We start from the raw sequence: 23,547 nt of genomic DNA on the forward strand, positions 1-23,547 counted from the left end.
GGGCGACCCATGACAAAAGGATTTGTACATGCCCGCCCAACTGCTCGCCGCCCCAGTCGACCTGGACTTCCTGCACAGCGACAGCGTACCGCTGACAAAGTCGCTGACCGCCCTGCAAGCCTACTGTGCCATGACCTCGCATGTCCCAGGCTGGCTGGCCACGGCCTTTCGCATTCGTGACGTCATCTCGCGTCGTTTCAATGTGGCCGAGATTCAGGGCTTTTCTCCCCGCAGCCCCGAGTCGGTACCAGAAGTGGGCGAGTGTCTGGACTTCTTCACTGTCGAGGCCATCTGCGACCAGCAACTGGTGCTGACCTCGCGCGATAGGCATCTGGCCGTCATGGTCTGCATGGATGTGTCGACAGGGGAGTATGGCCTCCCGCAGTTGAATGTGACCACCTCGGTGAAGTGCTTCAACACCTTTGGGCGTTTTTACATGGTGCCGGTTGGACGGGTGCATGGCGTGATTGTGCGGCGGATGCTGGCCAACCTGCAGGGGTATCGTTTCGAGCGGCGATAAGAAACAGATTCTTACCTGATAAATCAGAATTTTTACCCGATTTTGTAGGTAATTTCCGAGATTTTGCTTTGGTGGGTGCGTGCTATTGCGTGGCTTGGCACAGGGGAGCTAGTGTCAACCGGACCTTAGGTGACAGCGCTAATCCGCCGTCATCTTTTCAGGCGCAACCGCAAGACGACAATGTCAGAGCGTTGTCGTTATCAGCCCAAACGTTACCAAGGAGAGGTAAGCATGGCTTTCGATGCTTACTATTCAAATTACTGAAATCGCTGGTGAAGCGCTGGACGAGCAGTTCACCAACTGGATCGAGATTGCTGGCTACAAGTTCGGCGCCAACCAGAGCACTTCTGCCACCGCAAGCTCCGCAGGCGGTGCATCATCAGGCCGCACCACCCTCACCAACTTCTCCTTCACCAAGTACCTGGACAGCGCCAGCTGCAAGCTGCTGGAGGCCAGCTGTGCCGGTAAGCACCTGAAAGAAGTGAAGTTGGTGCTGTGCCGTGCGGGTGGCGACAAGCTCAAGTACTACGAAGTGGTCCTCGAAGAAGTGATCATCGCCGACTACGCCCAGAGCGCCAGTGCCGGGGTGCCAATGGAGGTGGTGCAGCTGAATTACGGACGCATCAAGACCACCTACACGCGGCAGAAACGTCTCGACGGTAGCGCCGGCGGCAACGTGACCGGTGGCTGGGATCGCATCAGTAACAAGAAATATGCGTGAGGTGCGACCATGTCCGAGGCACGTAGCTACATTAATCCACACGCGCAGTCCTATGAGTCGCTGAAGGCCGATACACCCATGAACGCGAATCAGCGGGCCAAGTTTGATGTGTTGAATGCGCATATCGTTAACAGCGTGGTTTTTCCCGGAGAACTGGTAATTGTTGGTGACCCGACGACGCCGTCTTGCACCAGTCATGAGGCTTATCTCATGGGGCGAGCTGCCGGTATACATCTTGATATCGAGCTGAATGGTGGCGGTGTTGATGATTTTTTTCTCGACAACTTTGAGTTTCTACAAAGTCTGCTAAGCCATGCAGCAATGGGGGCTGGTGCAGCTACTGACGGTTGGGCAAGGCATATGGGGATGATCAAGTCGACGTTGGAGCAGATTGAGCAATTGCATAGATCTCACTTAAGCGACGGCCAGTTCAGAGCCCGTGATGAGTTTTATGCTAAGAGAAGGTCATTATTCATGAGGCTGGGTAAGCAGCTCGATAAAGCCGCTGCATTCGGATCGGGTTTGCGGAACCAAGGAGCAATAAAGCGAGTTTTGGGGATATCGACCAAAAGCTATCTTAGTTCAGGTGAGATATCGAGATATGCCGAGAAGGTAGCTGGGGTTGCTAAAGCTACGAGTCTGATAAAAAAAGGAGTATACATAGGCTTGGCACTAGATGTCGCTGCAACAGGTTTGGCGATTCAAAGAGCATGTACCCTAGGTAGAGAAGAAGACTGCAGGAAGGCCAAGTTTGTTCTAGGTGGTGGTTTGGTTGGAGGGGCAGGAGGAAGCATTATTGGCGGTTCGCTCGCGGGAGCAGCATCCATAGGGCTATGTTCGGTGGTATTTGGCATTCCTACAGTTGGAACCGGCGCTGTAGCATGCGCTGTGGTTGGCGGAGCTATTGGTGGTAAGTACGCTGGTGAGAAGGCTAAGGAAAAAGGTGAGCAGTGGGGTGAGCTTATTTATGAGCAGGTGAGCCCTTGACGGATTTTGAAATTCAATTGCTCGGGTTGTTATTTTTTTTAGTATCAATCGTGTCATTTGTTGTGCTGGTTTATATATCGCTTCGCTATCTGGATCGCATTGAGTCACTGTTGTCTAAAAGCCGCTTTGTGATGGGTAATAAAGCGGTGTATTCTCGGGCCGGTCCGTTAGGTAGGGTGATGAGAATCTGTACTATCGCAGTGTTACTGATGATGCCTCGCGTATTTGCCTGGCGAGGGCTCGCGGATCTACAACAAGTAAAGGACTTTCCGTATCGGATGCGTTGTGTGCTTGTGACGGCTTGGGGGGTGGCAGTAATTTCTCTGATTGCTTTCGGCAGTATTGATTATCTCGAACAATTATTTCGAGGAGGCTGAGTTTCCGTTCACTTATGTTCAAGGCCGCATAAGCCAGCAGCAACAGCACGGTGGTTTGGTGCAGTGCCGCACGTAGGGCAGCGAGAACACCACCAGCGACAGGGCGATCACCAGGATTGGGGGAGATTTTGTATGAGGCGGTGCGATGAGTAACTTGCACCTGGCAGTGCTTGGTGTGGTTGTAATTATTTCGCCGTTTATGATGTTTGGTGTGTGGATATTCGTTGCGTACCGATATCTGGACCGTGTCGAATCAATCTTGTCAAATAGCCGAATGGTGGCTGTGAATCGAGAAATATATTCTCATGCAGGGTTGCTCGGGAAAGTTATGCGCCTAGGGTCAATTTCTGCAATGCTATCAATGAAATGTTTTAGCATTCGCAAGGGTCTACTAGGCAGCGATGACGTTAGTAAGGCTCCAGTCGACCTGCAGAGGCTGTTAGTGCGCTTGTGGACTGTACAAATTTTTCTGATTGCACTGATTGTGCTGTTTTTTGTTTGGATAGAGTACTGGAGGTAAGCTCGTGTGTCGTTCGAAAATCCAGGCTGCTCGCCAGCCTGGATTCGTTCTCAGGCCTTATTCAAATACATCCGCGTAGTCAGCAAATACACCGGCAACCCCGACACCACAATCAACAACGCCGCATAAGGCGCCGCCGCCGCGAACTCGACGTTGGCGGTATGCGCCCAGACCTCAGTGGCCAGGGTGGTCATGCCAGTCGGGCTGAGCAGCAGGGTGGCGGTCAGCTCCTTCATGGCATCAAGGAACACCAATGCAAACGCCGCCGCCAGCGCCGGGAAGATGATCGGCAGAGTCACCCGGCAGAACGCCGCAAAGCTGCTGGAACCCAAGGTGCGTAAGCGATCCATAAACCCCACCCGTTACATGAAGGACGGGGAAATCAGGTATTCGAGTCGGGCACCTGCCCCGCTTGAGTCTTTAACCCGAACAACTGGTCAGCTAGCTGTCGGCCTCGCTCCAGCCCCTCCGCCGTCAACCAGATGGATTTGTTTCTATTAACTGGATCACTGATGAAACCCCTTTCATGCAGTCGATTCATGATCTCGAAGTCAAATCCTTTCCACGCGTTACCTTTGTCGGAGCTATAGGCTGCCAACAAGGCAAGCACTGCGTCTTCAATCAGTTTTTCGTCGTATTCCATGGTCGTTACCCCGCTCTTGTCCTTCAAGCGCTTCGTAGGCCCCATCTGACCCACGATGGGGGAGCACTTAACTATGTATTTTAGGCGTGCAATTCCACGGCAGCAGCGCTTCGTAATCTTCCACGGAGGACGCCTGCGGCAGGCGTTCCAGTGCGTGGCGCAGCCACGCATAGGGCTCTTGGCCGTTGGCTTTGGCCGTCTCGACCAGGCTGTAAAGTTGCGCACTGGCCGTCGCCCCTCTGGGCGTGTCACTGAACAACCAGTTCTTTCTGCCGATGACAAACGGGCGGATCGCACGCTCGGCTGCGTTGTTGTCGATCGGTAAGCAGCCGTGCTCGATGTAGCGTTCCAACTTGCTCCAGTTGCTGGCCAAGTAGCCGATGGCCTTGCCCAAGGCATTCTGCGTCGTGACCTGAGGTTGCGTTTTCTCTACCCAGCTTTTCAGCTGAGCCAGCAATGGCAGGCTGCGCTCCATGCGGGCAGCCTTACGATCTTCATCGCTGCCGTCCTTAAGGTCGCGCTCGATGCCATACAGCTTGTTGATCAAATTCAGGGCGATGTCTGCGCGCCCGGTTTTACCCTTGGGCTGCACTTTCTGCGCTTCGACGAACTTGCGGCGTGCGTGCGCCCAGCAGCCCAACCGCTCCACGCCGTCCTGTGCAGCTAGCGCGTTGTAACCGGCGTAGTCGTCGGTCATGACATAGCCGCGATAGCCATCCAACAGGCGCGTCGGCACCTCCTGCGCTCGGCTGGTGGCGTAGTCGAAAAGGATCACTGGCCGCTCAGGTGGGCCGCCGGTTTGCACCCACATCCAGGATTGGCTGCTGGGCTCACGACCCGGCTCTTTCAACACCTGCACACGCGTTTCATCACAGTGGATGATCCGACTGCTCAACAGGCTTTCGCGCATCAGATTCAGCAGCGGTTGGAAGTGCTCGCTGCATTGAATCACCCAGCGTGCCGAGGTTTGGCGCGAGATATCGATACCGTGGCGCCCCAACACTTTTTCGAAGCGATGAAGCGGTAGGCCGTCTACGTATTTGGTGGTGAGCAGCATGGCCAGCACACTCGGGCTAGCCATGCTCTTCTCGATCACCTGGGCAGGCTTGTCCGCCGTTACGGGCGCTGACTCGCAGTCGCGGCAGCCATACACCTTGCGAACATGTTTGATGACGCGAATCTGCATCGGGACGATTTCAAGCTGTTCGCTGACCTCTTCACCAATGGCATGTTTGCGGCAGCCACAAGCGCACGTCAGCTCATGCTCGGGCAGTTCGTGGACAACCTCGATACGCGGCAAATCAGCCGGCAGTGGTTTGCGTTTACCACGGCGCTTGGTCGGTGCAACGACTTCTTCGTCGCCGGCCTCATCCAAGGGTTCTGCCAGGCTTTCCGCTTCGTCGAAGAGCGGCAACTGTGGCGTCGCCGCATCGCCTGTCTGCTCGGTCTTTCGCCCGAACAGGCGCTGGCGCAACAGCGTAACTTCCTCTTCGAGATGAACGATCTTGCCCTTGTCGGACGCCCGCTCGTTGATCATCTGCTCAAGCAGTTGCTTGAGCAGAACAGGATCGTCAGGGAGGTCTTCGGGCATGGAAATCATGCCGCGGATTATACCGAATCAGGCGACGTATCGAGGCGTCAAAACCTGATGCGGACGGTTGCGCCAGAGGTCGAAGCCGTCGAGTAGCCAGTTCAGTTCCTGAACGGTCAGTACGATGGCCACGTCAGTCGGATCGGGTGAGGTTTTGAACCGTTCGGAGTCCAGGCGTTTGAGCCAGAGGCAGAAGCCGTTGCGTTCCCAGTACAAGATCTTCACCCGGTTGCGCGGCTTGTTGAGGAAGACGAAAAGCACCGGGTCGAACACCGCCACTTTGATATCGAGTTCGACCAGCGCAGCCAGACCATCGATGGACTTTCGGAAGTCGACGGGCTTGGGGTAGAGGTACACTTTTTCGACTTTGGCGTCGGGTCGCATCATGGTCGGCGAACTCCAGAAAGAAATCAGGAGCACAGCATCGGGGATCAGGTAAGCGCTTTGAATGTGGGGTTCATGGAGCGCTTACAAAGTGGGTGAGCGCCTGGACTTTTTCACCGTCGAGGGCATCAGCGATCAGCAACTGGTCCTGACCTCGCGTGATACGCACCTGGCAGTCATGGTTTGCATGGATTCCACCGCAGAGCGCGACAAGGGGCAGCGCTTGACCGTGACCACATCGGTGCAGTGCTTCAACGCCTTTGGGCGCTTGTATATGCTCCCGGTTGGCCTGGCCCATGGGCCTATCGTGCGGCGGATGTTGGCAAACATCCGTTGAAGGATGCCCAGTGCAAAGAAACATTTATTTACGTAATCTAGGTGTGTTTGTCGGCGAACTTGTAGGCTATTTCCTAATTTGTCTTTGAGGCTCCGCGTACTATTGCGGTTGCAAGACTGGGCGACTAGGGTCGGTTGGGCCTCGGTGGCGCTTCGTGTCCATTGAGGAATACCCAAGGCGACGGTGTCCGAAACATTGTCGTTCAACCCAGTTGTGCCAAGGAGCGGTAATCATGGCTTTCGATGCCTATATCAAAATTTCGGACATCAATGGCGAAGCGCTCGACGAGCAATACGCCGGCTGGATCGAGATCGTCGGCTACAAGTTCGGTGCCAACCAGAGCACCTCCGCTACTGCCAGTTCTGCAGGTGGTGCATCATCAGGCCGTACCACCCTCACCAACTTCACCTTCACCAAGTCTCTGGATAGCTCCAGCTGCAAGCTGCTAGAAGCCAGCTGTGCCGGCCAGCACTTGAAGGAAGTTACGCTGGTCGTGTGCCGCGCCGGGACTGAAAAACTCAAATACTACGAAGTCGTTCTTGAGGAAGTGATCATCGCCGACTACGCCCAGAGCGCCAATGCCGGCGTGCCCATGGAGGTCGTGCAGCTCAACTATGGCCGTATCAAGACCACCTACACGCGGCAGAAGCGCATCGATGGCGGTGCTGGTGGCAACGTGACCGGCGGCTGGGATCGGATCAATAACAAGAAATACGCGTGAGGTACGACCATGTCCGAAGCACGCAGCATTTATTAATGCGCAAGCGCAGTCGTATGAGTCTCTGAAGGCCGGCACGCCCATGAACGCGAATCAGCGGGCTAAGTTTGATGTGTTGAATACGCATATCGTAAACACTGTTGTTTTCCCTGGCGAGCTGATAATCGTGGGTGACCCAAGCACGCCGTCCTGTACTGGCCATGAGGCATTTCTCATGGGGAAAGCGTTAGGAATACATCTTGACATCGAGTTGAACGGAGGCGGAATTGATGGGTTCTTCCTGGAGAACTATGAGTTGCTGCAGAGCTTGCTGACTCGTGCGTCCATAGGTGTAGGTGCAGCCAGTGACGCTTGGAGCAAGCATCTTGAGGCTATTAAAAAAACGCTAGAGGAAATTGAGCAACTTCATCGAAAATATTTGCATCAAGGTACGTTGAAGGCGCGTAATGAATTCTACGCGAGACGTACAGAATTATTTTTGAGATTAGAGACTCAGCTGAATAGCATGGCTGCCCATGGGGCGGGGTTGCGAAATCAGGGTAAGATCAAAAAAGCGCTGGGAATATCTACCAAAAGCTTTCTGCGCACCGGTGAGATCAATGGCTATGCAGAAAAAATCGCCGGCGTGACCAGGGCGGCGAGCTGGATAAAGAAAGGAACCTATTTAGGAATGGCGCTTGATGTTGTGTCAGCCGAGCTGTCCATTCGTAACGCTTGCACGCTTGGGCGAGAGGATGATTGTAGAAGGGCTAAGTATGTCGAGAGAAGTTCTCTCGTGGGAAGTTGGGGGGTTGGAGGAATGGCTGGGTATGCTGGTGGTTTCTTAGGGCCGATTGCGTGTGCTGCAGTGGGTATTCCTACAGGAGGTGCAGGGACTGCCGCTTGTGTAGTGTTCGGCGGCGTTGCTGGAGGTATTGTAGGTGGGGCGTTAGGAGAAAAGGGGGGCGAGTTTTTGGGAGAGGTTTTATATGAGGTACTCCAATGACCAATGTACAGGTCGCGGTACTCGGCGTGTGTTTGTTTGCGTCACCATTTTTAATGTTTGGGACGTGGATTGTAATTGCATACCGCTTCCTTGATAAGGTTGAGGCAAGCTTCTCGAATAGTCCCATGGTTGTGGGAAACAAAGCAATATATGCCCATGCTGGTATGCTCGGGCAGATTATGCGTTTGGGGTCAGTTTCCGCGATGTTGTCAATGAAGGATTTTTGCATTCGTAAAGGTATGTTAGACGCTGAAGATGTCCGCAATGCTCCCCAAGACCTAAAAAAAATGCTGATTTGCTTATGGCTTGTTCACTTGTTGCTTTTTATATTGCTGGTGATGTTCTGTATCTGGATAAGTTTTCTGAGGTGACGTTTTCGATTTGGCGAAATCCAGTTTGGTCACAGACCTGTGCCCGTTCTCATACTTCGTTCGCATAAAATCTGGTCGTCAACATATACACTGGCCACTCCGATGCCAATATAAATAACGCCGCATAGGGCATCGCCGCCGAGAACAGCAATTGTATGGTCGGGTGTTGTTTAGTGTACGTGATTACGGTGATACTAAATAGACATAGGTCAAGGGAGCACAAGAGGCATGTTGGAGAACAAAACCTTCAATCGGCTCGGAACCAACCATAAATTATCGGCGAACACCTACAATCTGATTCTCGGGGCCGTCCTGCTGTGGGGGTTTTCCGTCAATTGGTATCTGGTAATCACGGTGCCGGCCGAGACTATTCGGGCCGTCCCCATGATGCTGTTCTTGGTTGGCTACATGATCACAGCGTTAGCGGGGTGTGCTATCATCTTCAGATCTGAAAAGCCGCTGTATAGTTTCCTGGGCTATAACCTGATCGTGATTCCGGTCGGATTATTACTTGTCATCGTCCTCCCGAACTACTCAGATCAAAACATCTTGAAGGCCTTACAAGCGACCGTCTTCCTGACCGTTGCCATGATGCTGCTGGGTACTTCGTTTCCTCACTTCTTCAAACGTATCGAGGCGTCATTGTTCATAGCCTTGGTGGGCACGATTATCGTTGAGTTGGCGCAGGTTTGGCTATTCGGTATCCATCTCGCGGTAATGGATTGGATCACTGCATTGATATTCTGTGGCTATATCGGGCTTGATTGGGGGCGTGCGAACCAGATCGAGCGGACCGTGGATAACGCGATAGACAGCGCCGCATCGCTGTATCTGGACATCATTAATCTATTCCTGCGGGTTTTGCGGATCGTATCCAGGAAGTGAGTTGCCTTGGTGGCGAAATGCCCAGGCCGTATGGCGGTCTGGGCAAGCTTTCAAGCCTTATTCAAATACATCCGCGTGGTCAGCAGATAAACCGGCAGCCCCGATACCACAATCAACAACGCCGCGTAGGGCGCCGCCGCCGCGAACTCGACGTTGGCAGTATGCGCCCAGACTTCAGTGGCCAGGGTGGTCATGCCCGTCGGGCTGAGCAGCAGGGTGGCAGTCAGCTCCTTCATGGCGTCAAGGAACACCAGGGCGAAGGCTGCTGCCAGGGCCGGGAAGATGATCGGCAGTGTCACCCGGCAGAACGCCGCGAAACTGCTGGCGCCCAGGGTGCGGGCCGCTTCTTCGAGCGTCGGCGATGCCTTGTTCAGCGCGGTGCGGACCGGCGCCTGGGCCAGTGGCAGGAACAGCAGCGCATAAGCCAGCAGTAGCAGCGCGGTGGTCTGGTACAGCGCCGGCACGTAATGCAGCGAGAACACTACCAGCGACAGGGCGATCACCAGGCCGGGCAGGGCATGCAGCAAATACGGCAGGCGTTCGGCCCACAGTGCCAGGCGGCCCTTGTAGCGCACTACCAGGAAGCTGACCGGTAGCGCCAGCAGCACGCAGAAGCCTGCACCACCCAGCGACACCGACAGCGAAGTCAGGAGCGCTTTGCTGATCGCCGCCACCGGGAAGGCTGCCGACGACCCCACGCTCAGCCAGTATCCCAGCATGGCCAGCGGAATGCCGCTACCGAGAATCGCCAGGCCCAGGCAGAACAGTTGCGCCAATGGCATCCGGCCACGCAGTCGCACCGGCTGCCCACGGCGCGCCACGCCCTGGCCGATGCGCACGTGTCGGGCCTTGCCGCGCACGCGCAGTTCCAGCCACAGCGTCAGCAGGCACAGTGCCAGGAGCACGGCCGAGAGCATCGCGGCATTGGCGTTGCTGAACTCCAGTTCGAACTGCTGGTAGATCGCCGTGGTGAAGGTCTGCAGGCCAAGGATCGACAGCGCGCCGAACTCGACCAGCATGTGCAAGGCGATCAGCAGCGCGCCGCCGAGCACCGACGGCCACAACAGCGGCAGGGTGATCTTGCGGAACACGCCCCAGCGGCTGTAGCCCAGGGTGCGCGCCGACTCTTCAAGCGAAGTGTCGAGGTTGCGCAAGGTCGCTGCCACCGGCAGGAACACCAGCGGGTACTTGGACAGCGCCATGACCAGGATCGCACCACCCAGGCCTTCGAAGTCCGAGCTCAGCGACACCCAGGTGAAGCTGCTGACGAACGACGGCACGGCGAACGGCAGGCACAGCACCACGCCCCACAGCCGGCGGCCGGGCAGGTTGCTGCGCTCGAGCAGCCAGGCCAGGGCCAGGCCAACTACCATGCACGCCAGCGTCACCCCCGCCATCAGCATCAGAGTGTTACGCATCAACCCCCAGACGAACGGGCGCCAGAGCAGGTGCAGGGCCTCGCGCCAGCCGGCCTCCCAGGCTTTCATGGCAACGTACAGCAACGGCAGCACGCTCATCGCCACCAGGAGCAGCACAGGTAGCACCACCCAGATCGAGGGGCGCTTGCGGCGCGGCACGAAACGTACCGGCACCGGCTCTGATAGGGCGGCAGTCATCAGAGCAGGCCGACCTCGCGTTCAAGCTCGATCGCTTCCTCGGCATTGCCCAGGTCGGCTGGCGAGATCTTCGGCGGGCGCAGGTCCTCGAACGGCTTCAGGCCGCGGTCGGAGACCATGCCCTTGTGCAGCGGGTATTCAGCGGTGGTCTGGGTGATCACGCGCTGGCCTTCTTCACTGGCCATCCAGTTGAGCAGGGCCTGGGATTCTTTCGGGTGCTTGCTGGCCTTGACCACGGCGGCGCCGGAGATGGTGACCAGGTTGCCGGCATCGCCATCGGCCAGGTAATAGAGTTTGGTGTCCAGCTTGCCGCGCTCACGCTGCAGCGCATACCAGTAGTAGTTGTTCACCAGTACCGCAGCGACTTCGCCTTTTTCCACGGCCTTGAGGGCGACCATGTTGTTGGTGTAGGTCTTGCCGAAGGCCTTCAGGCCGGTCAGCCATTCTTCGGTGGCTTCACGCCCGTGCATCTTCAGGATGGCCACGGCCTGCTCCTGAAAGGCGCCGCTGGTCGGTACATAGCCGACGCGCCCTTCCCACTCCGGGTTGGCGAAGTCCATGACCGTGGTCGGCAGGTCTTTCTCGTCGACCTTCTTCGGGTTGAATACCACGATGCGGGTACGGGCGGTGATGCCCATCCAGGTGCCGTTGGCGCCTACGTACTCCTTGGGCACCATGTTCGCGGTGGCGTCATCGATCTTCGCCAGCAGGCCCAGTTCACCCAGGTTGTTCAGCGGCGGGGATTCTTCGGTGTAGATGATGTCGGCCGGCGAACGGTCGCCTTCCTCGATGATCTGGCTGGCCAGCTGGTTGCTGCTGCCCTTGCGGATATTGATGTGGATGCCGGTCTTGGCCTCGTAGGCCTTGGCGATGGCTTCGCCGATTTCCTTGTGCTGACCGTTGTACATGGTCAGGGTGACCGGGTCGTCTGCCATGGCGGCCGGAGCGCCGATCACCAGGCTCAGAACTGCGGCAGCCAAGGTGCGCATCAGCGGTTGCGGGCGGATCGTCATGCGGGTACTTCCTCGCTTACGGCTACATATTCGGAAACAATGGTAAACGAAATTGTTTCTCAAGTGGCCGAGTGACGAGAAATTCATGGGCAGACCATGGTGCAAGGGTTACACGGGTCGGCGAGGGGGAGGGGCATAAATCGCAGGCAAGAAAAAACCCACTAGCAAGCTAGTGGGTTTTTGTATGGTGCCCAGGAGAAGACTCGAACTTCCACGACCGTTAAGTCACTGATACCTGAAACCAGCGCGTCTACCAATTCCGCCACCTGGGCAAAGCTTTACATCATCTGATGAAGGCGACTATCGTTCGCTTTCACACAGTAGTAACAGATCCTTGGTCATCTGTTACTTGAAATACTTGGTGCCCAGGAGAAGACTCGAACTTCCACGACCTTGCGGTCACTGATACCTGAAACCAGCGCGTCTACCAATTCCGCCACCTGGGCACACATTCGAGATTACAAGATGCTTTACAGCGCCGTTCATCTCTACTACAACTTCGGGGTTGTCCGTCGTTGTGGTGCGCACTATACGGACGCTCCCAGGGGCTGTAAACCCCCCAGGCAAAAAAAAATTCAAAAAATTCAACTTGTTGATTCCACAGCGCTATTGCTGCTTGCTGGACATGCCGTTGGGGCTGTCCAAGGCTGACATTTCCGGTTTCAATACGCCTATGCCAGAATTCCTATCTATATACCCCAAGGTGAACCCCTTCTGATGGCCGATTGGCAATCCCTCGATCCCGAGGCCGCTCGCGAAGCGGAAAAATACGACAACCCCATTCCCAGCCGTGAGCTGATCCTGCAGCGCCTTGCCGACCGTGGTGAGCCGGCGGCGCGCGAGGAGCTGGCGGCAGAGTTCGGTCTTCACGAAGAAGACCAGATCGAAGCCCTGCGCCGCCGCCTGCGGGCCATGGAGCGCGACGGCCAGCTTATCTATACCCGGCGCGGCACCTATGCCCCGGTAGACAAACTGGACCTGATCTGCGGTCGCGTCTCCGGCCACCGCGATGGCTTCGGCTTCCTTATTCCCGACGATGGCAGCGAAGACCTGTTCCTCAGCCCGTCGCAAATGCGCCTGGTGTTCGATGGCGACCGCGCCCTGGCCCGGGTTTCCGGCGTCGACCGCCGTGGCCGCCGCGAAGGTGTGCTGGTAGAAGTCATCTCCCGTGCCCATGAAAGCGTGGTCGGTCGCTATTTCGAAGAAGGTGGCATCGGCTACGTGACCCCGGACAACCCGAAGATCCAGCAGGAAGTGCTGGTGACCGCCGGGCGTAACGGTGGCGCCAAGATTGGCCAGTTCGTCGAGATCAAGATCACCCACTGGCCGAACCCGCGCTTCCAGCCGCAAGGCGACGTGGTCGAGGTCATCGGCAACTACATGGCGCCGGGCATGGAAATCGACGTTGCCCTGCGCAGCTATGATATCCCGCACGTCTGGCCCAAGGACGTGATCAAGGAAGCGCGCAAGTTCCGCTCCGAAGTCGAAGAGAAGGACAAGGAAAAGCGCATCGACCTGCGCCACCTGCCGTTCGTCACCATCGACGGCGAGGACGCCCGCGACTTCGACGATGCCGTCTATTGCGAACCGCTCGGCAAGCTGCGCCTGTTCTCCGGTGGCTGGCGCCTGTATGTCGCCATCGCCGACGTGTCCAGCTATGTTCGCCTGGGCTCGGCCCTGGACGTCGAGGCTCAGCAGCGCGGTAACTCGGTGTACTTCCCTGAGCGCGTGGTGCCAATGCTCCCCGAGGAGCTGTCCAACGGCCTGTGCTCGCTGAATCCTCACGTCGATCGCCTTGCCATGGTCTGCGAAATGACCATGAACAAGGCTGGCCAGATGGTCGACTACCAGTTCTACGAAGGGGTGATCCACTCCCATGCGCGCCTGACCTACAACAAGGTCAGCAGCATGCTCGAACACGCCCGCACCCGCGAGGGCAAGGCGCTGCGCGAGGAGTACAAGGAAGTCCTGCCGGACCTGAAGAACCTGTACAACCTGTACAAGGTGCTGGTCGATGCCCGTCACGCCCGTGGCGCGATCGATTTCGAGACACAGGAAACCCGCATCATCTTCGGTGACGAGCGCAAGATCGCGGAAATCCGCCCGACCGTGCGCAACGATGCCCACAAGCTGATCGAGGAATGCATGCTGGCGGCCAACGTCGCTACTGCCGAGTTCCTGCACAAGCACGGCGTGCCGGCGCTGTACCGCGTGCACGATGGCCCGCCACCGGAGCGCCTGGAAAAGCTGCGTGCCTTCCTGGGTGAACTGGGCCTGAGCCTGCACAAGGGCAAGGACCCTTCGCCGAAGGATTACCAGGCCCTGTTGGCGAGCATTGCCGGGCGCCCGGACTTCCACCTGATCCAGACCGTGATGCTGCGCTCGCTGAGCCAGGCGGTGTACAGCACCGACAACAATGGTCACTTCGGCTTGAACTACGAGGCGTACACCCACTTCACCTCGCCGATCCGTCGTTACCCGGACCTGCTGGTGCACCGCGCCATCCGCAGCATCATCCGCTCCAAGGTCGATACCCCGCACGTCAAGCGCGCGGGCGCCATGAGCATTCCCAAGGCGCGTATCTACCCTTACGACGTGAACACCCTCGATCAGCTCGGCGAGCAGTGCTCGATGACCGAGCGCCGAGCCGACGAAGCCACCCGCGACGTGGTCAACTGGCTCAAGTGCGAGTTCATGAAGGATCGCGTAGGCGAGACTTTCCCGGGTGTGATCACCGCTGTCACCGGTTTCGGTCTGTTTGTGGAGCTGACCGATATCTACGTCGAGGGACTGGTGCACGTCAGTGCGCTGCCGGGCGACTACTACCACTTCGACCCTGTGCATCACCGCCTGTCGGGTGAGCGTACCGGGCGCAGCTTCCGCCTGGGTGACACCATCGAGGTCAAGGTCATGCGCGTCGACCTCGACGAACGCAAGATCGACTTCGAAGTGTCCGAGCAGCAGCTCGCTGCGCCGATTGGGCGCAAGGGCCGTGGTGCGGCACCCGCAGGTGACCAGCAGCCGGTGGTGGAGGCCAAGGCCACGCCGAAGCCGCGCAGCCGCAAGAGCGAAACCGCCGAAGCGTACTTCCCGAAAGACGCTGTTCAGCGCAATGCCGAAGTGCGCAAGAGCCGCGAAATGAAGAAGGCGCTGATGAGCGAGGCGCGCACTGGCGGCCATGCCAGCAGCAAGTCGGAAAAGGGCGGCAAGCCTTCCGGCAAACCGACCAAGCACCGTAAAGGTCCGCCGAAGTCCGGCGCGCCACGCAAGAGCAAGAACAAGTCATGAGTCAGCTGGAAAAGATCTACGGCGTGCACGCCGTGCAGGCGTTGTTGCAGCACCATCCGAAGCGGGTCAAGCAGATCTGGCTGTCGGAAGGGCGCAGTGAGCCGCGCATCCAGGCGTTGCTGGCCCTGGCCGCGGAAAACCGCGTAGCGGTGGGCCAGGCCGAGCGTCGTGAGCTGGATGCCTGGGTCGAGGGCGTGCACCAGGGTGTGGTGGCCGAGGTGAGCCCGAGCCAGGTGTGGGGCGAGTTGATGCTTGAGGAGTTGCTCGAGCGCACCGAAACCCCGCCGCTGATCCTGGTGCTGGACGGTGTCACCGATCCGCACAACCTCGGCGCCTGCCTGCGCACCGCCGATGCGGCCGGTGCCACGGCGGTGGTGGTGCCGAAGGACAAGTCAGCGACGCTGACCCCGGTGGTGCGCAAGGTGGCCTGCGGTGCTGCCGAGGTGATTCCGCTGGTGGCCGTGACCAACCTGGCGCGCACGCTGGAGAAATTGCAGCAGCGTGGCCTGTGGGTGGTTGGCACTGCCGGCGAGGCCGAGCAGGAGATCTACCAGCAGGACCTGACCGGGCCGCTGGTGATGATCATGGGGGCAGAAGGCAAGGGCATGCGCCGGCTGACCCGTGAGCACTGTGATTTCCTGGTGAAGTTGCCGATGGGCGGTAGCGTCAGCAGCCTGAACGTCTCGGTGGCTACGGGCGTCTGCCTGTTCGAGGCCGTGCGTCAGCGTCAGGCCAAGCGCTGACCCATTGGCCCTATCGCCGGCAAGCCGGCTCCCACAGTCAAGGTCTGTAGTCATCCTGTGGGAGCCGGCTTGCCGGCGGTAGGGCCCGTGCAGTCGTGAAAGTGTTTCCGGCTGTTCAAATAATCGCCAATCACCTTGCTTGTGTGCCCCGCCTTCTCTACAATTGCGCCCCTTGCCGAGCTGGCAGGCGCGCATGTGCCTCCCCTCCATGGCAAGACACACAGTGTCATTCACTCCTTGTCTGACTAGATATCCTGGCAGACTACTAACCCGTAAGGAGCATTCATGCGTCATTACGAAATCATCTTCCTGGTTCACCCGGACCAGAGCGAGCAAGTCGGCGGCATGGTTGAGCGTTACACCAAGCTGATCGAAGAAGACGGCGGCAAGATCCACCGCCTGGAAGACTGGGGCCGTCGTCAACTGGCCTACGCAATCAACAATGTTCACAAGGCTCACTACGTGATGCTGAACGTTGAGTGCACCGGCAAGGCCCTGGCCGAGCTGGAAGACAACTTCCGCTACAACGATGCCGTTATCCGTAACCTGGTCATCCGTCGCGACGAAGCCGTTACCGGCCAGTCCGAGATGCTGAAGGCTGAAGAGAACCGCAGCGAGCGCCGTGAGCGTCGTGAGCGTCCTGAGCATGCTGACTCCGCCGAAGGCGACGACAGCAATGACAGCGACTCCAGCGATAACGCTGACGAGTAATCCACGGACCTTTAGAGGAGCCTATTAAATGGCACGTTTCTTCCGTCGTCGTAAATTCTGCCGCTTCACTGCTGAAGACGTGAAAGAGATCGACTTCAAAGATCTCAACACCCTGAAAGCTTACGTATCCGAAACCGGCAAGATCGTTCCAAGCCGTATCACCGGTACCAAAGCTCGTTATCAGCGTCAGCTGGCTACCGCTATCAAGCGCGCCCGCTTCCTGGCCCTGCTGCCCTACACCGACAGCCACGGCCGCTGAGACCGGGTCGTCGACAAGCAGTAAGGGATTAGCATGCGAGCGTTAGCAAGTTTCATCATGCGCGGTCGTGTGCAGGCCACCCTGGTGGTGGTCATCAGCGCGGTACTGCCGCTGCTGTTCTGGTTGAGTGCCGCTGCTGGCAGCCTCGTGCTGCTGCGGCGTGGTTTCAAGGATGCTTCAACGGTCATCGCCGGCGGCCTGCTGGCCGGGCTGGCCGTGTGGTTCATGGGCGATCCCATCACCTTCCTGGTGACTGCGGGTGCCCTGAGCCTGGCCGCCATGTTGCGTGCTGAGCATCCCTGGAGCCGGGTGTTGGTTGTCAGTGCCGTATTCGCCGTGGTTTTCAGCCACGTGCTCGATGTGGCGCTGGCACAGACCTTCGATGTGCTGGCCAAGGCGTTTGCCGATGTCATGCCGAAAGTCGAAGGGCAGCCGGTGCTCTCCGGTGAGCTGATCCGCCCTGTGCTGGTCGCTTCCACAGCAGTGACGGTGCAATTGTTCAGTGTGCTGGCCCTGGTGCTGGCGCGCTACTGGCAGGCAGTGTTGTACAACCCTGGAGGCTTCGGTCGCGAATTTCGCGCACTGAAGTTGCCGAAACAGACCATGGCGGTCTTGGTGGCAGTGATGGTGGTGGCTCCGTTCATCGGGCCGCATTTCATCATCCTGGCATCGGCATCGAGCCTGGTACTGGTCCTGGCCGGCATCGCCTTGATGCACGGGCTGGTGGCACAGGGGCGACTGGCCGGGTTCTGGCTGGTAGGCATGTACGTGACGTTGCCGCTGATCATGCAGCTGATTTATCCGTTACTGATGGTCTTGGCCATTGTCGACAGCCTGATTGATTTTCGCGGTCGCAAGTCCCCCCCGGGGGAAGACTCCGCGAACGGTGAAGGTTAAAAGTTAAGAGGTTTTACCAAATGGAACTGATCCTGCTGGAAAAAGTCGCTAACCTGGGCAACCTGGGCGACAAAGTTAAGGTTAAGGCTGGTTACGGCCGTAACTTCCTGCTGCCATTCGGCAAGGCCACCGTTGCCAACGCCGCCAACCTGGCTGCGTTCGAAGAGCGTCGCGCCGAGCTGGAAAAAGCAGCTGCTGACCGTAAAGCTTCGGCTGAAAGCCGCGCTGCCCAACTGGCCGAGCTGGAAGTGACCATCACTGCCACCGCTGGCGACGAAGGCAAGCTGTTCGGTTCGATCGGCACCCACGACATCGCTGACGCCCTGACCGCCTCCGGCGTTGAAGTGGCCAAGGCTGAAGTTCGTCTGCCGAACGGCACCATCCGTCAAGTTGGCGAATACGACGTAGCCGTGCACCTGCACAGCGACGTTGAAGCCACTGTACGTGTGGTCGTCGTAGCTGCCTAAGCTGCGCTGACTGGCTGGCCCCTTGCGGGTTAGCCGGTTAACATCGGGCACGGTCCTGTTTTCGACAGGCCGTGCCCTTTGTCTTTTTCATCCTCCAGAATTCTTTCGTGGCCATGAACGAGATTACCAACCCCGAACAACTCGACCTGCAAACTGCAGCCCTGAAGGTGCCGCCGCATTCCATCGAGGCCGAACAGGCCGTACTCGGTGGCCTGATGCTGGACAACAACGCCTGGGAGCGGGTGCTGGACCAGGTGTCGGATGGTGACTTCTACCGGCATGACCACCGCCTGATCTTCCGCGCCGTGCACAAGCTGGCGGACGCGAACCAACCGTTCGACGTGGTGACCCTGCACGAACAGTTGGACAAGGAAGGCCTGTCGACCCAGGTCGGCGGCCTGGCCTATCTGGCCGAGCTGGCCAAGAACACGCCATCGGTGGCCAACATCAAGGCCTATGCCGCGATCATTCGCGAGCGTGCCACTCTGCGTCAGCTGATCAGCATCAGTACTGACATCGCCGATAACGCCTTCAATCCACAAGGGCGCAACGCCGAAGAGATCCTCGACGACGCCGAACGGCAGATCTTCCAGATCGCCGAGGCGCGGCCGAAGACCGGCGGCCCGGTGGGGGTCAACGAGCTGTTGACCATGGCCATCGACCGTATCGACACGCTGTTCAATTCCGACAGCGACATCACCGGTGTATCCACCGGCTTTACCGACCTTGACGAGAAGACCAGCGGCCTGCAGGCAGCCGACCTGATCATCGTCGCCGGCCGTCCGTCGATGGGCAAGACCACCTTCGCCATGAACCTGGTGGAAAACGCCGTGCTGCGCACCGACAAGGCGGTACTGGTGTTCTCCCTCGAGATGCCAGGCGAATCGCTGATCATGCGTATGCTCTCGTCGCTGGGGCGTATCGACCAGACCAAGGTGCGTTCCGGCCAGCTCGATGATGATGATTGGCCGCGTCTGACCTCGGCGGTCAACCTGCTCAACGACCGCAAGCTGTTCATCGACGATACCGCCGGCATCAGCCCTTCGGAAATGCGTGCGCGCACCCGTCGCCTGGCGCGCGAGCACGGCGAAATCGCCATGATCATGGTCGACTACCTGCAGCTGATGCAGATCCCGGGCTCGGCCGGTGACAACCGCACCAACGAGATTTCCGAGATCTCCCGCTCGCTCAAGGCCCTGGCCAAGGAATTCAACTGCCCGGTGATCGCCCTGTCGCAGCTCAACCGTTCCCTGGAACAGCGGCCGAACAAGCGCCCGGTGAACTCCGACTTGCGGGAATCCGGTGCGATCGAGCAGGACGCCGACGTGATCATGTTCGTGTACCGGGACGAGGTGTACCACCCGGAGACCGAGCACAAGGGCGTGGCCGAAATCATCATCGGCAAACAGCGTAACGGCCCCATCGGCTTCGTCCGCCTGGCGTTCATCGGCAAGTACACCCGCTTCGAGAACCTCGCGCCGGGCATGTACAACTTCGACGACGACGAGTAAGTCGCCGCCCCCATCGCCGGCAAGCCGGATCCCACAAAGGCCTGTGGTGAACCTGTGGGAGCCGGCTTGCCGGCGTTGGGGCCAGTAGCAGCTTCACATGAATCCGACCTCTGTCGTCGGATTTGGTCAAATTTTGTGCTATATTTCGCGCCCGCGATTTCCCTGCACAACAGAACCGGTCACTGACATGCAAGCAGCCAAACCTCTCTACGACTATCCCAAGTACTGGGCCGAATGCTTCGGACCAGCACCTTTCCTGCCGATGAGCAGGCAGGAAATGGATCTGCTCGGCTGGGATTCCTGCGACATCATCATCGTGACCGGTGACGCCTACGTCGACCATCCGTCGTTCGGCATGGCCATCATCGGCCGCCTGCTGGAAGCCCAGGGCTTTCGTGTAGGCATCATCGCCCAGCCGAACTGGCAGTCGAAAGACGACTTCATGAAGCTCGGCGAGCCGAACCTGTTCTTCGGCGTCGCGGCCGGCAACATGGACTCGATGATCAACCGCTACACCGCAGACAAGAAGATGCGCTCCGACGACGCCTATACCCCAGGCGGGCTGGCCGGCAGCCGTCCGGATCGCGCCAGCCTGGTGTACAGCCAGCGTTGCAAGGAAGCCTACAAGCACGTGCCGATCGTGCTCGGTGGCATCGAGGCGTCGCTGCGCCGCATCGCCCACTACGACTACTGGCAAGACAAGGTTCGTCACTCGATCCTGATCGACGCCAGTGCCGACATCTTGCTGTTCGGCAACGCCGAGCGCGCGGTGGTCGAGGTGGCCCAGCGCCTGTCCAATGGCGAGAAGATCGAAACCATCACCGACGTGCGCGGCACTGCGTTCGTGCGCCGGGATACGCCGCAGGGCTGGTACGAGATCGACTCCACCCGCATCGACCGCCCGGGCCGCGTCGACAAGATCATCAACCCGTACGTGAATACCCAGGACACCCAGGCCTGCGCCATCGAGCAGGCCAAGGGCGACCAGGAGGATCCGAACGAGGCCAAGGTCGTGCAGATTCTGGATAGCCCGGCCGTGACGCGCGAGAAATCGGTCATTCGCTTGCCATCGTTCGAGAAAGTGCGCAACGACCCCGTGCTCTACGCCCACGCCAACCGCGTGCTGCACCTGGAAACCAACCCAGGCAACGCCCGCGCCCTGGTGCAGAAGCACGGCGAAGTGGATGTGTGGTTCAACCCGCCACCCATTCCGATGAGCACCGAGGAAATGGACTATGTGTTCGGCATGCCTTACGCCCGTGTGCCGCACCCGGCCTATGGCAAGGAGCGCATCCCGGCCTACGAGATGATCCGCTTCTCGGTCAACATCATGCGTGGCTGCTTCGGTGGTTGCACCTTCTGCTCGATCACCGAGCACGAAGGCCGCATCATCCAGAACCGCTCCCATGAGTCGATCCTGCACGAGATCGAGGAAATGCGCGACAAGGTGCCGGGCTTCACCGGCGTGGTCTCCGACCTTGGAGGCCCGACTGCCAACATGTACCGCATCGCCTGCAAGAGCCCCGAGATCGAGAAGCACTGCCGCAAGCCGTCGTGCGTGTTCCCGGGCATCTGCGAAAACCTCAACACCGACCACAGCTCGCTGATCGAGCTGTACCGCAAGGCCCGTGCCTTGCCGGGTGTGAAGAAGATCCTGATCGCCTCGGGCTTGCGCTACGACCTGGCGGTGGAATCGCCGGAGTACGTCAAGGAGCTGGTGACCCACCACGTTGGCGGCTACCTGAAGATTGCCCCGGAGCACACCGAGCGTGGCCCGCTGGACAAGATGATGAAGCCGGGTATCGGCAGCTATGACCGCTTCAAGCGCATGTTCGAGAAGTTCTCGAAAGAGGCGGGCAAGGAGCAGTACCTGATTCCGTACTTCATTGCTGCCCACCCTGGCACTACCGATGAAGACATGATGAACCTGGCCCTGTGGCTCAAGGGCAACGGCTTCCGCGCCGATCAGGTGCAGGCGTTCTACCCATCGCCCATGGCTTCAGCCACGGCCATGTACCACTCGGGCAAGAACCCGCTGCGCAAGGTCACCTACAAGAGCGAGGGCGTGGAGATCGTCAAGAGCGAGGAGCAGCGCCGCTTGCACAAGGCGTTCCTGCGTTATCACGATCCGAAGGGCTGGCCGATGCTGCGTGAGGCGCTGCAGCGCATGGGCCGCGCCGACCTGATCGGGCCGGGCAAGCACCAGTTGATTCCGCTGCACCAGCCGCAGACCGACAGCTACCAGAGTGCGCGGCGCAAGAACTCGACGCCAGCGGGCAGCCACAAAGTGGCCAAGGAGCAGAAGGTGCTTACCCAGCACACCGGCCTGCCACCGCGTGGAAGCGATGGCAGCAAGCCGTGGGACAAGCGTGAGAAGGCCAAGGCCGAGGCATTCGCCCGCAATCAGCAGGCTGCCAAGGAGCGCAAGGAAGCGGCCAAGGGTGGCGGCAAGGGCAAGAAACCGCGTCAGCCTGTTATTCCGCGCTGATTTCAAGGGCTGCCTTGCAGCCCAATCGCTGGCAAGCCAGCTCCCACAGGGGATACGCCGAACCCAAGGCTTGCGCTGTACCCGTAGGAGCTGGCAAGCCAGCTCCTGCAGGGGATACGCCGAACCCAAGGCTTGCGCTGTACCTGTAGGAGCTGGCAAGCCAGCTCCCGCAGGGGATACGCCGAACCCAAGGCTTGCGCTGTACCTGTAGGAGCTGGCAAGCCAGCTCCCGCAGGGGATACGCCGAACCCAAGGCTTGCGCTGTACCTGTAGGAGCTGGCAAGCCAGCTCCCGCAGGGGATACGCCGAACCCAAGGCTTGCGCTGTACCTGTAGGAGCTGGCAAGCCAGCTCCCACAGGGGATACGCCGAACCCAAGGCTTGCGCTGTACCCGTAGGAGCTGGCAAACCAGCTCCTGCAGGGGATACGCCGAACCCAAGGCTTGCGCTGTACCTGTAGGAGCTGGCAAGCCAGCTCCCGCAGGGGATACGCCGAACCCAAGGCTTGCGCTGTACCTGTAGGAGCTGGCAAGCCAGCTCCTACAGGGGATACGCCGAACCCAAGGCTTGCGCTGTACCCGTAGGAGCTGGCAAGCCAGCTCCTACAGGGGATACGCCGAACCCAAGGCTTGCGCTGTACCTGTAGGAGCTGGCTTGCCAGCGATTGGGCCGCAACGCGGCCCCTGGATCAATCAGGCTGCTTGTCGACCCACTTGGGCAGCACTGGCGAGACAAACTGCTCCATCCCATCCAGCAGGGCATCCGCTCGCTGCTCCAGCAGCAACATCGCCCGATGCTGCGGCCGCACGAAACCTTCTTCGACGATATGGTCGAGGAACCCGCCAAGCTTTTCATAGAACCCGTTCACATCGAGCAGCCCCAGCGGCTTGGCGTGATAGCCCAGTTGCCCCCAGGTCCAGACCTCGAACAGTTCTTCCAGCGTACCCAACCCACCCGGCAGGGCGATGAAGGCGTCGCTCAGTTCAGCCATGCGTGCCTTGCGCGCGTGCATGCCGTCGACCACTTCCAGGCGGGTCAAGCCCTTGTGGCCGATCTCGGCGTTCATCAGGCTCTCGGGAATGATTCCGATCACTTCGCCACCGGCCGCCATGGCCGCGTCAGCCACGGTGCCCATCAGGCCGACCGCGCCGCCACCGTAGACCAGGGTCAGGCCACGGCGGGCGATGGCCTGGCCAAGAGCAACCGCCGCTTCGCGGTAAGCTGGGTTGGCGCCGATGCTGGCGCCGCAGAACACACAAACGGAACGTACAGGCATTTGACAATCTCCAATCACTTAGCGTGACAGAGTACGGCGCAGGCCTGTCGCTTCCAAGGCTGCTTTCACTCCGGGCGGGAGAATTCGCAGCTCGCGCCGGTGGCGCCGTGGGCGTAGGCTGCGAGCAGGCTGTTCATGAAATTCGACAGGGACATGGGCTTTGCTCCTAAATGAGAGGTTGTCCCATCGTCTAGTAAAAGGGCATGATGTGCTCTTAGATTGGTTGTATACAATCCATTG

At 58.9% G+C, this 23,547-nt stretch carries 21 protein-coding genes, 2 tRNA genes and 3 pseudogenes; 17 read left to right on the forward strand and 9 right to left on the reverse strand.

Annotation, left to right across the window (positions count from 1 at the left end):
• Positions 1-28 precede the first annotated feature (28 nt).
• The 4 genes and pseudogenes from KU43P_RS02610 (at position 29) to KU43P_RS02625 (ending at position 2,605) form a co-directional block, all read left to right on the forward strand.
• Positions 29-520, forward strand: coding sequence for a DUF2867 domain-containing protein (locus KU43P_RS02610; RefSeq protein WP_317660942.1), 492 nt, complete (start codon positions 29-31; stop codon positions 518-520).
• Positions 521-751: 231 nt separating this feature from the next.
• Positions 752-1,241, forward strand: a pseudogene (locus KU43P_RS02615) (Hcp family type VI secretion system effector).
• 9 nt (positions 1,242-1,250) lie between these two features.
• A complete protein-coding gene (locus KU43P_RS02620) occupies positions 1,251-2,228 on the forward strand; it encodes a hypothetical protein (RefSeq protein WP_317660943.1) in 978 nt (325 codons plus the stop codon).
• Entirely contained in the window at positions 2,225-2,605 is a 381-nt protein-coding gene (locus KU43P_RS02625) for a hypothetical protein (protein ID WP_317660944.1), read from the forward strand. Before KU43P_RS02620 ends, KU43P_RS02625 begins: the two co-directional genes overlap by 4 nt.
• A gap of 570 nt (positions 2,606-3,175) precedes the next feature.
• On the opposite strand, the pseudogene KU43P_RS02630 reads toward KU43P_RS02625, so the two are convergent.
• The 4 genes and pseudogenes from KU43P_RS02630 to tnpB all read right to left on the reverse strand — a co-directional run.
• Positions 3,176-3,463: pseudogene (locus KU43P_RS02630) on the reverse strand (iron ABC transporter permease); the annotation flags it as partial.
• A 44-nt stretch (positions 3,464-3,507) separates the two neighbouring features.
• Entirely contained in the window at positions 3,508-3,768 is a 261-nt protein-coding gene (locus tag KU43P_RS02635) for a DUF6429 family protein (RefSeq protein ID WP_085665094.1), read from the reverse strand.
• Between the two features lie 67 nt (positions 3,769-3,835).
• Positions 3,836-5,368: an IS66 family transposase gene (gene tnpC / locus KU43P_RS02640; protein ID WP_317660946.1), complete on the reverse strand. Its 1,533-nt coding sequence runs from the start codon at positions 5,366-5,368 to the stop codon at positions 3,836-3,838.
• Between the two features lie 18 nt (positions 5,369-5,386).
• The gene (gene tnpB / locus KU43P_RS02645) at positions 5,387-5,746 is read right to left on the reverse strand and encodes an IS66 family insertion sequence element accessory protein TnpB (protein WP_054913089.1); all 360 of its coding nucleotides are present in this window, start codon (positions 5,744-5,746) and stop codon (positions 5,387-5,389) included.
• An 88-nt stretch (positions 5,747-5,834) separates the two neighbouring features.
• On the opposite strand from tnpB, the pseudogene KU43P_RS02650 reads away from it, so the two are divergent.
• From KU43P_RS02650 to KU43P_RS02670, 5 genes and pseudogenes are all read left to right on the forward strand, one after another.
• Positions 5,835-6,080 (forward strand): annotated as a pseudogene (locus KU43P_RS02650) (DUF2867 domain-containing protein); the annotation flags it as partial.
• Positions 6,081-6,312: 232 nt separating this feature from the next.
• Positions 6,313-6,801, forward strand: coding sequence for an Hcp family type VI secretion system effector (locus KU43P_RS02655; RefSeq protein WP_317660947.1), 489 nt, complete (start codon positions 6,313-6,315; stop codon positions 6,799-6,801).
• A gap of 79 nt (positions 6,802-6,880) precedes the next feature.
• A complete protein-coding gene (locus KU43P_RS02660) occupies positions 6,881-7,783 on the forward strand; it encodes a hypothetical protein (protein ID WP_317660948.1) in 903 nt (300 codons plus the stop codon).
• A complete protein-coding gene (locus KU43P_RS02665; protein WP_317660949.1) occupies positions 7,780-8,154 on the forward strand; it encodes a hypothetical protein in 375 nt (124 codons plus the stop codon). Before KU43P_RS02660 ends, KU43P_RS02665 begins: the two co-directional genes overlap by 4 nt.
• Before the next feature lie 228 nt (positions 8,155-8,382).
• The gene (locus tag KU43P_RS02670; RefSeq protein WP_317660950.1) at positions 8,383-9,039 is read left to right on the forward strand and encodes a Bax inhibitor-1 family protein; all 657 of its coding nucleotides are present in this window, start codon (positions 8,383-8,385) and stop codon (positions 9,037-9,039) included.
• A gap of 50 nt (positions 9,040-9,089) precedes the next feature.
• On the opposite strand, the gene KU43P_RS02675 is transcribed toward KU43P_RS02670, so the two are convergent.
• From KU43P_RS02675 to KU43P_RS02690, 4 genes are all read right to left on the reverse strand, one after another.
• Positions 9,090-10,655, reverse strand: a complete 1,566-nt coding sequence (locus KU43P_RS02675; RefSeq protein ID WP_317660951.1) for an ABC transporter permease — start codon at positions 10,653-10,655, stop codon at positions 9,090-9,092.
• Complete coding sequence (locus tag KU43P_RS02680; protein WP_317660952.1) at positions 10,655-11,668, reverse strand: extracellular solute-binding protein; 1,014 nt, start codon at positions 11,666-11,668, stop codon at positions 10,655-10,657. The genes KU43P_RS02675 and KU43P_RS02680 overlap by 1 nt, the downstream gene beginning before the upstream one ends.
• A 185-nt stretch (positions 11,669-11,853) precedes the next feature.
• Positions 11,854-11,940 (reverse strand) — tRNA-Leu (locus KU43P_RS02685).
• Positions 11,941-12,027: 87 nt separating this feature from the next.
• Positions 12,028-12,114: transfer RNA gene (locus tag KU43P_RS02690), tRNA-Leu, on the reverse strand.
• 271 nt (positions 12,115-12,385) lie between these two features.
• Here KU43P_RS02690 and rnr point away from each other — a divergent pair.
• The 8 genes from rnr (at position 12,386) to KU43P_RS02730 (ending at position 22,032) form a co-directional block, all read left to right on the forward strand.
• Positions 12,386-14,956 carry a ribonuclease R gene (rnr, locus tag KU43P_RS02695; RefSeq protein ID WP_317660953.1) on the forward strand — a complete coding sequence of 857 codons (2,571 nt, stop codon included), beginning with the start codon at positions 12,386-12,388 and terminating at the stop codon, positions 14,954-14,956.
• Complete coding sequence (gene rlmB / locus KU43P_RS02700) at positions 14,953-15,699, forward strand: 23S rRNA (guanosine(2251)-2'-O)-methyltransferase RlmB (protein WP_008089831.1); 747 nt, start codon at positions 14,953-14,955, stop codon at positions 15,697-15,699. Before rnr ends, rlmB begins: the two co-directional genes overlap by 4 nt.
• Before the next feature lie 285 nt (positions 15,700-15,984).
• Positions 15,985-16,410 (forward strand): 30S ribosomal protein S6, encoded by a 426-nt coding sequence (rpsF, locus tag KU43P_RS02705; protein WP_003249557.1) that lies wholly within the window; start codon positions 15,985-15,987, stop codon positions 16,408-16,410.
• Between the two features lie 28 nt (positions 16,411-16,438).
• Positions 16,439-16,669 carry a 30S ribosomal protein S18 gene (gene rpsR / locus KU43P_RS02710; protein ID WP_003249563.1) on the forward strand — a complete coding sequence of 77 codons (231 nt, stop codon included), beginning with the start codon at positions 16,439-16,441 and terminating at the stop codon, positions 16,667-16,669.
• Positions 16,670-16,702: 33 nt separating this feature from the next.
• The gene (locus KU43P_RS02715; RefSeq protein ID WP_317660956.1) at positions 16,703-17,566 is read left to right on the forward strand and encodes a hypothetical protein; all 864 of its coding nucleotides are present in this window, start codon (positions 16,703-16,705) and stop codon (positions 17,564-17,566) included.
• 20 nt (positions 17,567-17,586) lie between these two features.
• Entirely contained in the window at positions 17,587-18,033 is a 447-nt protein-coding gene (rplI, locus tag KU43P_RS02720; protein ID WP_008101037.1) for a 50S ribosomal protein L9, read from the forward strand.
• Between the two features lie 113 nt (positions 18,034-18,146).
• Positions 18,147-19,544, forward strand: a complete 1,398-nt coding sequence (gene dnaB / locus KU43P_RS02725; protein ID WP_317660957.1) for a replicative DNA helicase — start codon at positions 18,147-18,149, stop codon at positions 19,542-19,544.
• A 187-nt stretch (positions 19,545-19,731) separates the two neighbouring features.
• Positions 19,732-22,032, forward strand: coding sequence for a YgiQ family radical SAM protein (locus KU43P_RS02730; protein WP_317660958.1), 2,301 nt, complete (start codon positions 19,732-19,734; stop codon positions 22,030-22,032).
• 687 nt (positions 22,033-22,719) lie between these two features.
• Here KU43P_RS02730 and KU43P_RS02735 read toward each other — a convergent pair.
• On the reverse strand, positions 22,720-23,307 hold the full coding sequence (locus KU43P_RS02735; protein ID WP_317660959.1) for a TIGR00730 family Rossman fold protein: 588 nt from the start codon (positions 23,305-23,307) through the stop codon (positions 22,720-22,722).
• Positions 23,308-23,547: the final 240 nt, after the last annotated feature.

Source organism: Pseudomonas sp. KU43P (genome assembly GCF_033095865.1).
Taxonomy (GTDB): domain Bacteria; phylum Pseudomonadota; class Gammaproteobacteria; order Pseudomonadales; family Pseudomonadaceae; genus Aquipseudomonas.